This is a genomic window from Arthrobacter sp. TMP15 (assembly GCF_039529835.1).
Classification (GTDB): domain Bacteria; phylum Actinomycetota; class Actinomycetes; order Actinomycetales; family Micrococcaceae; genus Specibacter.
Genome location: NZ_CP154262.1, coordinates 326,017 through 339,750 on the forward strand (window position 1 = coordinate 326,017; position 13,734 = coordinate 339,750).

Here is a 13,734-nt window from a genome sequence, read left to right on the forward strand (position 1 = left end):
AGAGGTGCTCGGGCATCCTGCATCACGCCCCGCCCAGCGCCTTGGCGTCCAACCACCCGCGGAGGATGTTTTCCTCCCCGCTGCCAGTGGTGGCCAGTCGTAGAAGGGGGATGTGGTACACGGCGCAGATCGCATCCTTGTGAGCGTCCCGCGCCAGCTGGATGGGATCGTTTTCATGGAAGGCGAACCCGTCGACTTCAATTGCGAAGGCTGGCCGGTTGGTGATTCGGTTGTAAACCACAAAGTCCAGAGTTGTTGTGCGGTGCCTGAGGTACGCTGCCTGCTCGGGAGTGAGTTTTGTGAGATCTGGAAGCAGGTTGTGCAGAACGACCTGATCCACCACCGTGAAATCGACGTACGCTCGCTCCTGAAGGATTTCATGGAGCAACGTCCAGATAATGTTCTCGGAGGCGAATTCCGTCCTGTGCTTCAACCGAGCTGCCAGCGGTGCCAGGCGTGGTGAGTATTCTTTGTACAGCAGGTCAAAAACGGACACGATGTTGCTCTCGAGCACTTCCTGGTCCGGATCTTGGTATTGGATGTAGTCAATGAGGTCCCGCAGGTTGCGGCTCTTGGGAAGCATGCCGTGATTAGTGACAAGTACGAACTGCTTCGAGGCCCGCGATACGGCTACATTGATCAAATGGGGGTCGTCGACGAAGGCTACGCCTTTCCGGCCTAGAGCCGTCTCATCCAGGACTGTGCTCATAATGACCACTTCCTTTTCGCGGCCTTGGAACTTGTGGACCGTGTCCGCCTGGATGCTTGTAAGTTGTTCTGTGAATTTGCCAGCCTGGATCCGATAGGGCGTTGCAATGCCGATAGTTTTCTTGTCAGTGTCAGCGAACTGCCCTTCGATGACTTCCTGAACGACTACGTCGATCTCTCGTTGATTGGACCGGCCACCGTCAAGGTGTTCCCGCATGTGATTCCCTGCGGCGGTGCGCACGATCCGCAGGGGGCGCATTTCAGGTCTGTGAGCTGTGAAAGGCACGAGCTGCCCGTCATAATACTTCTTGTTGCAGAAACCGATGATGGCCGGATCGCAGCGGTAGTGTTCTCGTAGCATTGTCCGGGGAAGGGCTTCGCCGTGAAGTGCAATTACGGAGGACAGGATGTTGTGTCGCTGGTAGTCGTAGGCGGGTGCTGGTGCCGGGCTCGCAGCATCGCCTGCAGCCTTATGGGCAATGTGCTGCAGTTGGTGCAGATCGCCCACGACGATCACGTTTCGGGCACTTTTTAGTACCAATCCGGCGGCTAGCAGGTTCAGCTGGGAGGACTCGTCGATGATTAGGTAATCCAGCAGATATCCGTCAGGGAGACTGAGCCCCAGTGAGTGGCAGGTGCTGAGGATGACAGGGTAGTCATGTGTGAACGCAGAAAAATCGTGTTTGTATGTCTCCAGCGCGTATTTTTTCGGCATGGACTGGCCGTACCGCTGCTGGAGTCCGGCACGCAGCGCCTGAATTGAGAGTTGCCGGTGTTCCTTGGCAAGCTGGGCACTGCTGGCCTGCTCTAGGGTTTGTTCCAACTTTTTGATCTCGCGTTGCAGCTCGCTGATCTTGTTGTCGTAGTAGGCGCGCTGAAGGTGCAGCAGCGTGTCCGTGTCGGTGGGGTCAAGTTTCCCAGTGGGACCGTATCGGAAGTATCCCCTGATCGCTCGCGCCCAGCGTCGGAGCGGATTCTCGCCTGCACGCCACTGTGCGGTCTCGGCCAGATAGTCCAAGATTGTTCCCGACGATGAATGCAGCAGCGGGAGATTTTCCAGTTCGGCTGGCTCGTGGCGCTGCAGGTACTTGCTGAAATGGCGCTGTTCGAGCAGGTAGGCATCGTGCTCCTGCCGCAACTGGGCCAACTGCAACTCCGTCTGCTGCAAAAGTTGCAGACGTTCGTCGACGTTGCTGAGCTGTTCCTCGGGCGGCAGTGCCGTCACCGAACTCTCGATCAAGCCGCTGACTTTCTCATTTCTCGAGGATTGCCGGGCGAAGAACTCCACCTTTTTTTCACGGCTGCCCAACCCGGCGACCACATAGCCGAACCCTTCCTCCTCGAGTTTTTCGCGGACATTGTCCACGGCTGAGTTATTGAATGACACAATGCCGACAGTAGCGCCGGGGGTGGCAATGATATTGGCGATGAGGTTCAAAATGGTTTGAGTTTTCCCGGTGCCGGGAGGCCCATCGATCACCGAGATGGGGTGACTGAGGCACGTCGTGACGGCCTCGCGCTGGCTGAGGTTTGCTGAGAACGGGAAGATCAGGGGCTGGGTGATGGTGGAGCGTTCGATGGGCACGGCGTTGACGTATGCGGCCAAGGCGCTCTCCGCGTCCACAAACCCAAGCTTCCCGAAGGGAAACCGGAGCGGATCCTGCGCGTCCAGCCCGGACACGATGCGGCGCCAATAGTCCAGGACACCTGATGCACGGGATGACTGCGCTGCATCCTGGTGGAAACTGACCTCTTCTGCAGCGTAGTTCTGGTAGACGTCCTCTCCAGCGCTGACGAAGAAGATCCGCCACCACGGCCCGCGCGGACCTTGGAAGCGCCGCGCTTCGGTTGCAGTGCTCCGCATGGCTCCGTGAATTTGGACCCGGGTACCGGTGGTGAGCGGGACCACTTTTGGATTGTGCAAGATAACGACCCGCTCGGAGCCGTAACCGTACTCTTTTTCCCCACCCCCGACCTGCATCGTGACGTAAGTACGGGACCGGTCCACTCGGTACGCTAGAACGTTTTGGGTTTTGTCCTGGAACAACGTCCCGTCGCGGGAATGGATCAAGATGGCTTGGCTACGCGGGTCAATCACGGCATGGGCTCCTTGGCCGGCTTAACCTAGGTCCACAACCTCAAACTCCAGCAAGTCCATGCCGCTTGCAACGGGGGATTGGGCGGCGTGGTCGTGACCGGCCCGCAGGGCACGCCAGTTCTCGAAGTCTTCTCGCGTGGCCCACTGCGTGTAGACGAAGTAGCGGTCCTCACCGGAGACGGGGCGCAGCAGTTTGAAACCCTCGAAACCCGGGGAGCCGTCCACCGAGTGCTTGCGCGCAGCGAATCGCGCTTCCAGTTCGGATCCTGCCTCAACGGGAACCTTGAGGGCGTTAATGACAACGATGGACACTTGTGCTCCTTCCGGGCCCGGATTCACCGGGCGTCTTGACTTTCCACGCTACCGCAAGAAGACCCTCGGTATACAAGCCGGAGGCTTCTTTGGCTGACTCTTACATCACCATTTTTGAACTGTATGTTGTTGGCTCATGCGTAGGCGGCCGGGGGAGGTGGTGTATTCCGCGATGCCTTCGCTGCCGCTCTCCCGGCCCTGGCCCGAGTGCTTGACGCCACCAAAGGGCGCGGAAGCGTTGGAGATCACGGCGGCGTTGCGCCATTGCCTGCTGATGAGTAAGCCAGTGGGGACGGAGGCGAGCAGTTCCGCTTCGCGGCCAATTGCTGGTTGTCGTAAAAACCCCTTTTGGGCCCACGCGCCCGAGGGACCCGCCTCGAGCTTGCGAGCGGGTGTGGAGATTAGTAGCTCGTGGCCGGGCCGGAGTCGACGGCCGGTACGTATTTGCTGGCCAGGGCTTCGCTGCCGCGGGCCAGCAGGGCAACGTCGGCGCCGGTGAGGATGAAATCCACCCCGGCATCCAAATATCGGCTGGCAGTGGCTTCGCCGAAGGCATTCACGCCAACCGGCTTTCCGGCAGACTTAGCCAGGGTGATGCAATGTTCCACGGCGGCCACCACGTCAGGGTGTTCCTGCTGCCCCAGCACCCCCATCGAAGCTGCGAGATCGGATGGGCCGATGAACACGGCGTCGACCCCGTCCACGGCCATGATCGACTCGATATTCCCCACGGCCTCGGAGGACTCGATCTGGACCAAGACGGTGACGGTGTCCGATGCCCGAGCCAGATAGTCCGGGACGCGGTTCCACCGTGCCGAACGGGCCAGGGCCGAGCCGACACCGCGCACACCTTGCGGGGGGTAGCGGGTAGCGGCAACCGCAGCCCGGGCGTCGTCGGCCGTGTGGACCATGGGGATCAGCAGCGACTGGGCGCCCAAATCCAGATACTGCTTGATGATCACGGTGTCATTGACGGGCGGACGCACCACGGCCGTGACCGGATACCCGCTGACGGCCTGGAGTTGAGCCAGGATGCCCTCGAGCCCGTTGGGGCTGTGCTCGGCGTCCACCAACAGCCAATCAAGGCCGGCACCGGCGCAAATTTCCGCCACGAGCGGGCTGCCGGAGCACACCCACATGCCCGCCAGCGGCCGGCCGGCTGCTGCCAGAGCGTCCTTGAAAGACGGGGTAAGGCTCACTCGAAGCGGCATGTGATGGTCCCCAGCTTTCCGTAGTCGGCAAAAACGGTGTCCCCGGCATTGACCCACATGGGCCGCGTGAAGGAGCCGGCGAGGATGAGCTCGCCCGCTTTGAGCCCGTCCCCGTGCGGGGCGATCTTGTTGGCCAGCCACGACACACCCTGGGCCGGATGGTTCAGCACGCCGGCCGCGACGCCTGTTTCCTCAACAGCCTGGTTTTTGTACAGGATGGCGGCTACCCAGCGCAGGTCCACGTCGTCGGGCCGCACCGGGATGCCACCCACCACCATGGCGCCCATGGCGGCGTTGTCACTGATGGTGTCCACAATGGTCCGGCCCTCCATCTCAATCCGGGAATCCAGGATCTCCAGGGCAGGCACCACGTATTCAGTGGCACGCAGCACGTCAAAGATCGTGACGTTGGGCCCCTCCACGTCCTCCTTGAGCAGGAACGCCAGCTCCACCTCAACGCGCGGGTGCGAATATTGTGACCACTCCACGGTGCAGCCGTTCTCCAGGATCATGTCCTTGAAAATGACCCCGTAGTCCGGTTCGGTGATGCCGGTGGCGTACTGCATGGCCTTGGACGTCAGGCCAATCTTGTGCCCGCCCAGCACGCGCCCGGCAGCCTCGCCGCGTTCGCGCCACAACCTTTGGACACGGTAGGAATCCTCCACCGTCATCTCCGGGTAGCGCTGGGTCAACCGGGGTACCGGGACCCGGCTTGTACCGGCCTCCACAAGTTCGTCGGCAATGCCGGCAATAGTTGCATCATCGAGCATGGTGTATCTCCTAACGTTTGAAGGGCTGAACCCGAGTGTCGTGAGTCGATCGACGGGAGCCGGGTGAGGCATGGCACCGGAATCTATCGGGCGTCCGCGGGGGGCCCCCGGAAGCGAGGGGTCCACCGCGAGCTTGCGAGCGTTGGGAGCTTCCGGGGACGGGCGCGGGGCCATCGCCTGACCGGCGAAGATATTTGTTTGTTAGAGCTGGGTGCCCAACTTGAACCCGCGCTCCTCGCCCGGTTCGCGGGTGTAAGAGAAGCCGTCGGCGCCTACCGTGACGGCCATTTCGGAGGTGTCGGTGCGCTTGATGACCGGCTGCGGATTGCCGTCCAGGTCCAGGACCAGGGAGGCTTCGGTGTACCAGGATGGGACCACGGCGTTGCCCCACCAGTCGCGGCGCTGGTTGTCATGGACATCCCACGTGATGGTGGGGTTGTCCGGGTCACCGGTGTAGTAGTCCTGAGTGTAGATCTCCACACGGTGGTCATCCGGGTCAAGGATGTACAGGTAGAACGCGTTGGAGACGCCGTGGCGGCCGGGGCCGCGTTCGATCCGGTCGGAAATGCGCAGCGCACCCATCTTGTCGCAGATCTGGATGATGTTGTGCTTCTCATGCGTGGCGAAGGCAACGTGGTGCATGCGAGGTCCGTCGCCGCCCGTCAGGGCCGTGTCATGGACGGTCTGCTTGCGGTGCATCCAGGCGGCGTAGGTGACGCCGTCGGAGTCCTTGATGTCCTCGGAGACGCGGAAGCCCAGGTCCTCTAAGTACTTGCGCCCGCGCGGCACATCGGGGGTGACCTGGTTGAAGTGGTCCAGCCGGACCAGTTCGCCAGCGGAGTACAGGTCATAGCGTTGGGTGAGGCGCTCCACATGTTCGGTCTCGTAGAAGAACTCGTAGGGGAAGCCCAGTGGGTCCTCAACGCGGACGGAGTCGCCAATGCCCTTGGTGAAGCCGTCCTTGCGGCGCTCGGTGCGGCAGCCTATCTCCTTGTAATAGGTTTCGGCGGCGTCTACCTCGGCAGGGGACTTCACCCGGTAGGCGAAAGCGGCGACGGCGGCGAGGGGGCCCTTGCGCAACACCAGGTTGTGGTGGATGAACTCCTCCAGGGAGCGCAAGTAGATGGTGTTCTCGTCTTCTTCAGTGACGTGCAGACCCAGCACGTCCACGTAGAACTCGCGGGACTTGGCCAGGTCGGTGACCACGAGCTCCATGTAAGCGCAGCGGACAATATCCGGTGCCGGGGCGGTGGGGGTTGGGACAAAGTTGGTCATGATGTACTCCTCGTTGAGTGGGGGATGCCTGATGCGAGATGCTGGTGGGAGGTGCTTATTCGCTGGCGGAGGCACCGAATTTTGGGGTGTGGACAGCACCGAGCGTGATGTGCACGGCCTGCTGATCGGTGTAGAAGTCGATGGAGCGGAAGCCGCCCTCATGACCCAATCCTGATGCCTTGACCCCGCCGAACGGGGTGCGCAGATCACGCACGTTGTGACTGTTCAACCACACCATGCCGGCCTCGACGTTCTGGGCGAAGTTGTGGGCACGGGTCAGGTTCTGCGTCCAAATGTAGGCGGCGAGCCCGTACTTGACGCCGTTGGCCAACTCCAGGGCCTCTTCGTCGGTGTCGAAGGGGGTGATGGCGACAACGGGGCCGAAGATTTCCTCCTGGAAGATCCGTGCCTCGGGTTTCACATCGGCAAAGACGGTGGGGGCCACGTAGTTGCCGTGCTCCAGCCCCTCGGGGCGCCCGCCGCCGGCCAGCAGTCGGCCCTCTGACTTGCCAATGTCAACGTAAGACATGACCTTGTTGTAGTGCTCGGGGTGGACCAGGGCGCCCACCTCGGTCTTGGGGTCGTGCGGGTCACCGACCACGATGTTCTTGGCACGTGCGGCGTATTTTTCACAGAATTCGTCGTAGATGGAACGCTCAACCAGAATGCGTGAGCCAGCCGTGCAGCGCTCGCCGTTAAGGGAGAAAACGCCGAACAGTGCGGAGTCGATCGCGGCGTCGAAGTCAGCGTCGGCAAACACCACGCACGGGCTCTTGCCGCCCAGTTCCATGGACAGGCCTTTCAAGCTCGTGGCGGCGTTGCGGAAGATCGTTTGGCCGGTGGTGGTTTCGCCGGTGAAGGAGATCAGCGGGACGTCGGGGTGCTTGACGAGTGTGTCTCCTGCTTCTTCGCCGAGGCCGTTGACCAGGTTGAACACGCCCTGGGGGAGTCCGGCTTCCTCGAAGATCCCGGCCCACAGTGAGGCGGAGAGCGGAGTGAACTCGGCCGGCTTGAGCACCACGGTGCAACCGGAAGCCAGTGAGGGGGCCAGCTTCCAGGATTCGAGCATGAACGGCGTGTTCCAGGGGGTGATGAGCCCGGCAACACCGATCGGCTTGCGGTTCACATAGTTGATCTGGGAGCCGGGGACCTTCATGGCGTCGTCGAACTGGGCCACGATCAAGTCGGCAAAGAAGCGGAAGTTCTCTGCGGCGCGCATGGCCTGGCCGCGTGCCTGGGTGATGGGCAGGCCGGAGTCAAAGCTCTCCAGCTCGGCCAAACGAGCTTCCTGGGCTTCGACGGCGTCGGCGATCTTGTTCAGGATGCGTGAACGCTCGCGCGGCTTCATGCGCGGCCACGGCCCGTCGTTGAAGGCCCTGGTTGCGGCGGCCACGGCCAGGTCGATGTCTTCCTTCTGGCCAGCGGCAGCGGTGGCGTAGTTGGTGTTCGAGACGGGGTTCAGGACGTCAAACGTTGCACCGTTGACGGAATCGACGAACTTTCCGTCAATGTAGTGCTGAATGTGGGTGGGAAGGTTTTCCGGGACGTAGTGATCAGCCATTGAGTTGGTCCTTTTCTTCAGTGCTGGGTTAGGTGGTTGGTGCGCGCCAGGTAGGCGTCAAGAGTGGCGGTGCGGTGAGCGCGGGCGGCATGTTCGACGGCGTCGGGCCCGGCACCGCTTTCGATCAAAGACAGCAGTGCTTCATGTTCGGCCACGGACTGCTGTGCCCGGCCAGGGACGTAGCTGAACGTGGAGGAACGCAGCGCCTGCAGCCGGTTCCAGCCGCGGTGGACAAGGTCCAGGATGTGCGGGTTGGGGCAGTTCTCAAACAGGATGCTGTGGAAGTCCAGGTTCAGCGCCGTGAACAGAATCGGGTCGAAATCTGCTAAGCACTCGCGCATTTTTGTGTTCACTGCGCGGGCACGGGCAATGTCAGCTGCTGAGATCATCGGCGCGGAAAGTGCCGTGGCGGCGCCTTCTACAATGCTCAGGGTCTGCATGGTGTACAGGTATTCCGTGGGGTCTATCCCGGCCACCGTGGCGCCAATGTTGCGTTCAAACGTGATGTAACTTTCCGCCTCCAGCCGGCGGATGGCTTCGCGGACGGGGACCACGGAGAATCCCAGATCGCTGGCGAGCTTGGCCAGCACCAGCCGGTAGCCGGGGGTGTATTTCCCGGCCAGGATCTTGTCCTTGATGGCAGCGTAGGCCTGCTCGGACTTGCTGCCGGCAGGTGCGCCGACTGACGCGGTGATCACGGCTGTGCAGCCGGATTGGGGTGCGTGGTGGCCCACTCGGAGAACTTTGCTTGCCAAGCGGCATTCATCGGGTACAGGCCCTCCACGCTGTTGCCTTCGGCGACCATTTGCGCGATGAACGTTTCCTCGTGTTCCTGGGCGATGGCGTCATCGGCGACTTCTTGTGCCAACGACGGCGGGATCACCAGCACGCCGTCCGAGTCCCCGACAATGATGTCGCCGGGCTGGACCGTGGCGCCGCCGCAGGAGATGGTCAGATCGGTGTCCCACGGAATGTGTTTGCGGCCCAAAACGGCGGGGTGTGCTCCGGTGAAGAACGTGGGCATCTCCAGTGCTGCCACGGCGTCAACGTCGCGGACGCCGCCGTCGGTAACGATGGCCACGGCTCCGTTGATCTGTGCACGCAGGGCCAGGATGTCCCCGACGGTGCCCGTGCCGGGCTCGCCCCGGGCTTCCATGACGAGCACGTCGCCGTCGTTCAAGGTGTTAATGATGCGCTTTTGGGCGTTGTAGCCGCCGCCGTGTGACTTGAACAAGTCCTCACGGTTGGGCACGTAACGCAGGGTGCGGGCCATGCCGGCGATGCGCAGTTCGGGGCGGGTGGACTTCAACCCGTCGATGCTGACGTTGTTCAGCCCGCGCTTGCGCAGCTGGGCGCTGAGGGTGGCGGTACCAACGCTTGTCAGCTTGCGCTTGAGTTCGGCGCTGAGGCCCTTCGGTGCCAAGCCGGATGCTTCGGGGGAACCCCAAGCGTCCACGCGGTCGGCATCGGTGGTCTTGGGGCCGTTGCCGAAGTCTGCCATCTCGATGGTGCCTTGGACGACGGTGGTGCTCAAGTGTCCCGTGGACAGCCCTGCCTCCGGGGCGTCCACCTTGACCTCAATCACGTCGCCAGGGCCAGCAACGGAGGATCCCGCCGGGGTGCCGGTGAGAATCACATCGCCGGGCTCCAGCGTCATGAGCTGGGACAGGTCCGCCACGATCTGGCTGAAGGAGAAGATCAATCCTGCGGTGGTGTCATCCTGGACAAGTTCGCCATTGACCCAGGTGCGCACGCGCAGGGCGGCCGGATTGAGCCCTGCTGCCGGAATGAGGCCCGGGCCGAACGGGGTGAACCCGTCTCCTGACTTGGAACGGACGTTGGAGCCCTTGTCCGCGTACTTGAGGTCGTAAACGCCAAGATCGTTGCTGGCCGTGATGTGGCTGACGTGGGACCAAGCGTCTTCGAGGCTGACGCGGCTTGCCGCCGTGCCGATGACGAGGGCGATTTCACCCTCGTAGGCGAGCAGTTCGCAGCCTGCCGGGCGCTCGATGTGCGAGCCGCTGAGGCTCAGCGACGAGGATGCCTTCAGGAAGTAGGACGGTTTGGCGGGGGTGCGCCCGCGCTGGTCGGCCCGCGACTGGTAGGCAAGGTGGACGGCGATGACCTTGCCGGCCTGCTTGAGCGTGTCTGCGGTGACTTGTTCCACGAAACTCTCCTGGGATCTGTTGCGGGGACGATCTTTCCGGCCCGCATATCAAGTACGAAATCGTATACGATCAGCGTAATCGTGTTATCCCGATCACGTCAAGGGGTGGTGGGAAACTATTTAGCCAAGAGTCTGCGTCGCAGGGCATGTTGCCCCTGGTTGGAATGGCAGCAGCGCTTGCGGCAGGTTGGGGGACTACTGCAGTTGCGCTTCGATGGCCCATGCGCTGGCAGCCAACCGCGCACCAACAGTGGCCTGATTGCTGTCAGTTCCCAGAAAAACCACGCAGATGGAGGCGGGCATGCCACCGGGAATATGGATGGGTGCGGCGATCGCGGAGACTCCCGGGAGCACTTCGTCATGGCTGGTGGCATACCCGGCCGTGCGGGCGGCGCGTGCTTCTGGCCGGTATGGCAGACCTGGTGCCAGACGCGCCCAGGCGTCCTCGCTGATGGCCGACTGAATAGCGATGCCTGGTGCACCCGAGCTGAAGGAATGGCGCGTGCCAGGGCGCTGGGCCAACGTGGCGCCGGAGCGCCTAGGCTCCACAGTCAGCAGCGTGACGGAATCGCGGTGGTCCCACACTGCTATGAAGGCCGTCATGGACAGTTCATTGGCCAGCTCCGTCAGTTCCGGAAGGGCAGCAGTTTGCAGGTCGCGGGAAACGCCGCGGGCAAGGGCGGCCAGTCCGGGGCCGGCCTGGACGCGGCCGGCATCATCCCGAGTGAGCAGTGCGTGATCTTCAAGCGTGCGCAGGATGCGGTAGGCGACGGAGCGGTGCACACCCAAGGCGGCGGAGAGCTCGGCAATGGTCATGGGGGCGGGGGCTGCGGCCAGGATTTCCAGGGCACGGATGCCGCGGGACAGGGTTTGCGAATGGGCAGGTGCCTTCTCCGTGGAACCCTCAACTGCGTCTGTGCTCACGTCATCATCCTTTTCAGTCACCGCCGAAACAGCCGTTCCTTATTTGGGACGGAAGTTCAATTATAGAACTTCCTGCAAGGCGTCTTGAATCAGCAAAACGGACGACGGCGGCACCTACGCAAGGTGGGTGCCGCCGTCGTTCTGCTTTCACGGGAGAGTGTTTCGCTCTCGAGGGGAGTCAGGCCTGCGTGCTGGCTGCGTCCACTGCCGGCTGGCGCTTGTCGAAGATGGTGGCGCCGACTTCCTGCTCCGCCTGGTTGGTGATGCTCAGGTTGATCCCGGGACGGTCCTTGAGCATGATCACCGCAGCCAGGCCAAGAAGCGTCATCAGCAGCAGGTAGGCGGAGATGGCCAGGCTGGTGCCGGTGGCTTGCAGAAGCGCTTGGGCGATCATGGGGGCAAAGGCGCCGCCAATAATGGCCCCGATCGCGTAGGAGATTGAAACGCCGGAGAAGCGCACAGATGCCGGGAAGATCTCGCTGTACCAGGCTGCTTGCGGGCCGTAGGTCAGGCCCAGACCGAACGTGAACAGGAACAAAGCAAGGAACAACGCCCAGAGTTCACCAGTATTGATGAGCAGGAACAGCGGGAAGACAGTTAGTGCCTGGGCTGTGAAGCCGATCAGGTAGGTGTTTTTGCGCCCTATCTTGTCAGCCATGCCGCCGGCCAGTGCGGTGAAGATGAGCCAAGTGGCCGCCGCGAAGGTCATGGCGAGCAGCACGGGTGTCTTCTCCAGTCCCACGTTGCCGTCCGGGTTTGTGGCGTAACTGGGAATGAAACCACCGGTCGCCATGTAGCCGGAGGCGTTGTTGCCGGCGAAGATCAGTGCTGCCAAGATCACCAGGCGCCAGTGCTTGCGGAAGAGTTCCACGATGGGCACCTTGGGCTGCTGCTTCTTTTCGGCGATTTCCAGGAACACCGGGCTTTCCTCCACTGCGCGGCGCACAAAGTAGCCCACTCCGATCAGCACAACACTGAGTAGGAACGGCACGCGCCAACCCCACTGAATGAAGGCGTCGCCCGGGGCAATCACGCCGGTCATCAAGGCCATGACACCTGAAGCCATGAGCAGACCCAGCGGTACGCCGAGCTGAGGGAAGGAACCTGCCCGCCCGCGCTTGTCGCTAGGGGCGTGCTCGACGGCCATCAAAACTGCGCCTCCCCATTCCCCGCCAGCGGAGACGCCCTGCAGGATGCGAAGGATCAGCAGCAGTATGGGTGCCAGCACGCCAGCCGTCGCATAGGTGGGCAGCAGACCGATCAGCGTGGTGCAACCGCCCATCAGCAGCAGCGTCAGCACCAGCATGGCCCGGCGGCCAATCCTGTCGCCATAGTGGCCTGCCAGGAAGGCGCCGAGTGGGCGGAACAAGAAGCTGATTCCTACCGAGGCGAAGGAGAGCAGCAGGCCGATCTGGGGTCCGGCGGGCTCGAAGAATAGGTGCGCAAACACCAGGCCGGCGGCTGTGGCGTAGATAAAGTAGTCGTACCACTCGACGGTGGTGCCGATAAGGGTAGCCATAGCCACGCGACGCTGCGTGCGTCGCGTGTCAACGACGGAAGGGATGCTCATGGGTTCGTGTCCTTGACTTTGCTCCGGGGGAACTGTTCGACCCTGGCTGAGGCAGTGATGCGGCAACGTGGCGGAATCAGTCTGGATGTAACTAGTGTCACACTTCTTCAACAATGAGTAAACTTATAAAAATAGCAATACATATTCGGTTTTATGAAAGAAGTTGCTTTGGTTAAGTTCACTTTCCGCCAGTTGGAGCTATTTGTGGCCCTCTCAGACTTCCCTACACTGAGCGAGGCGGCAGTGTCCCTGCACTTCTCGGAATCAGCACTTTCCCAGGCCATCACACGGTTGGAAAGCTCCGTGGGTGAGCAATTGTGCATCCGCCGCAAGTCCCGCGGGCTGCAACTGACTCCGGCAGGGGAGCACTTTGCGGTTCGGGCAAGGGGATTGCTGAAGGACGCAGGGGATCTGTTGGTGGAGATGAGCGGAGAAACAGGTGAACTTAAGGGACCGGTGAAATTGGGCTGCTTTGCCAGTTTTGCCGCTAGCGTACTGCCAGCCATCCTGGATGGTTTTCCCAAGCTCCATCCAGGGGTCACGGTGGAGGTGGTGGTGGGCACACACGACGAGTTGCTGCCGGCGCTGGAGAGCGGCCGGCTGGACCTAGCCATTGTCTACGACATGGAGCTGCCACCTGGTTTTCAGCGGCGGATCATCTATGAGACCGAGCTGCAGGCGGTGCTGCCAATGGACCATCCGCTGGCAGGGCAAGGATCCGTGGACTTGGCTGAACTGGTAGCGGAGCCCCTGATCATGTACGACTCCAGCCCCAGCACAGCGAATACTCACCGGGCCTTCGCGGAGCGTGGGCTGCGGCCCACCATCGTGGCGCATATGCCGCAGGTCATCCTGGTTCAGGCGCTGGTGGCCCGTGGCCTGGGATATTCACTGCTGATGTCGCGACCAAACTGCGCCCCGGTCAGCTTGGAAGGGCTCCCCATGGCTATCCGCCCCTTGTCACCGCCGTGCAGCCAGACGAGCATGGCGGGCATTTGGCCAGAAGACTTCCGACTGAGCCCCAGGGCAAAGGCCCTGCTCGATTTCGCCATTGAAACGTTCGGAGCAGCGGGGCCGATTGCCGCCCAGACTCCAACAGGCTGACGGTGCTAGGCTCCAGTCAGAAAAGGGTTGGAGG

At 62.0% G+C, this 13,734-nt stretch carries 11 protein-coding genes and 1 pseudogene; 1 reads left to right on the top strand and 11 read right to left on the bottom strand.

Annotation, left to right across the window (positions count from 1 at the left end; translation table 11 throughout):
• Nucleotides 1–22: 22 nt before the first annotated feature.
• The 11 genes and pseudogenes from AAFM46_RS01430 to AAFM46_RS01480 form a co-directional block, all read right to left on the bottom strand.
• Nucleotides 23–2,806, bottom strand: a complete 2,784-nt coding sequence (locus AAFM46_RS01430; RefSeq protein WP_343319131.1) for an AAA domain-containing protein — start codon at nt 2,804–2,806, stop codon at nt 23–25.
• 21 nt (nt 2,807–2,827) lie between these two features.
• Nucleotides 2,828–3,118, bottom strand: a complete 291-nt coding sequence (locus AAFM46_RS01435; RefSeq protein ID WP_283531311.1) for an antibiotic biosynthesis monooxygenase — start codon at nt 3,116–3,118, stop codon at nt 2,828–2,830.
• A gap of 105 nt (nt 3,119–3,223) precedes the next feature.
• Nucleotides 3,224–3,373: pseudogene (locus AAFM46_RS01440) on the bottom strand (aldehyde dehydrogenase family protein); the annotation flags it as partial.
• A 146-nt stretch (nt 3,374–3,519) separates the two neighbouring features.
• Nucleotides 3,520–4,329, bottom strand: a complete 810-nt coding sequence (locus AAFM46_RS01445) for an aldolase/citrate lyase family protein (protein ID WP_343319134.1) — start codon at nt 4,327–4,329, stop codon at nt 3,520–3,522.
• Nucleotides 4,314–5,099 (bottom strand): 2-oxo-hept-4-ene-1,7-dioate hydratase, encoded by a 786-nt coding sequence (gene hpaH / locus AAFM46_RS01450; RefSeq protein WP_283531313.1) that lies wholly within the window; start codon nt 5,097–5,099, stop codon nt 4,314–4,316. Before hpaH ends, AAFM46_RS01445 begins: the two co-directional genes overlap by 16 nt.
• A 201-nt stretch (nt 5,100–5,300) precedes the next feature.
• A complete protein-coding gene (gene hpaD, locus AAFM46_RS01455) occupies nt 5,301–6,374 on the bottom strand; it encodes a 3,4-dihydroxyphenylacetate 2,3-dioxygenase (RefSeq protein ID WP_343319135.1) in 1,074 nt (357 codons plus the stop codon).
• Nucleotides 6,375–6,429: 55 nt separating this feature from the next.
• Entirely contained in the window at nt 6,430–7,935 is a 1,506-nt protein-coding gene (gene hpaE, locus AAFM46_RS01460; RefSeq protein ID WP_343319137.1) for a 5-carboxymethyl-2-hydroxymuconate semialdehyde dehydrogenase, read from the bottom strand.
• 17 nt (nt 7,936–7,952) lie between these two features.
• Nucleotides 7,953–8,633: a GntR family transcriptional regulator gene (locus AAFM46_RS01465; RefSeq protein ID WP_283531441.1), complete on the bottom strand. Its 681-nt coding sequence runs from the start codon at nt 8,631–8,633 to the stop codon at nt 7,953–7,955.
• Entirely contained in the window at nt 8,630–10,102 is a 1,473-nt protein-coding gene (locus tag AAFM46_RS01470) for a fumarylacetoacetate hydrolase family protein (RefSeq protein ID WP_343319138.1), read from the bottom strand. Before AAFM46_RS01470 ends, AAFM46_RS01465 begins: the two co-directional genes overlap by 4 nt.
• 195 nt (nt 10,103–10,297) lie before the next feature.
• Entirely contained in the window at nt 10,298–11,026 is a 729-nt protein-coding gene (locus AAFM46_RS01475) for a helix-turn-helix domain-containing protein (RefSeq protein WP_343319139.1), read from the bottom strand.
• Between the two features lie 178 nt (nt 11,027–11,204).
• Nucleotides 11,205–12,596 carry an MFS transporter gene (locus AAFM46_RS01480; RefSeq protein WP_343319140.1) on the bottom strand — a complete coding sequence of 464 codons (1,392 nt, stop codon included), beginning with the start codon at nt 12,594–12,596 and terminating at the stop codon, nt 11,205–11,207.
• 153 nt (nt 12,597–12,749) lie between these two features.
• On the opposite strand from AAFM46_RS01480, the gene AAFM46_RS01485 reads away from it, so the two are divergent.
• Nucleotides 12,750–13,700, top strand: a complete 951-nt coding sequence (locus AAFM46_RS01485; RefSeq protein ID WP_343319141.1) for a LysR family transcriptional regulator — start codon at nt 12,750–12,752, stop codon at nt 13,698–13,700.
• Nucleotides 13,701–13,734: the final 34 nt, after the last annotated feature.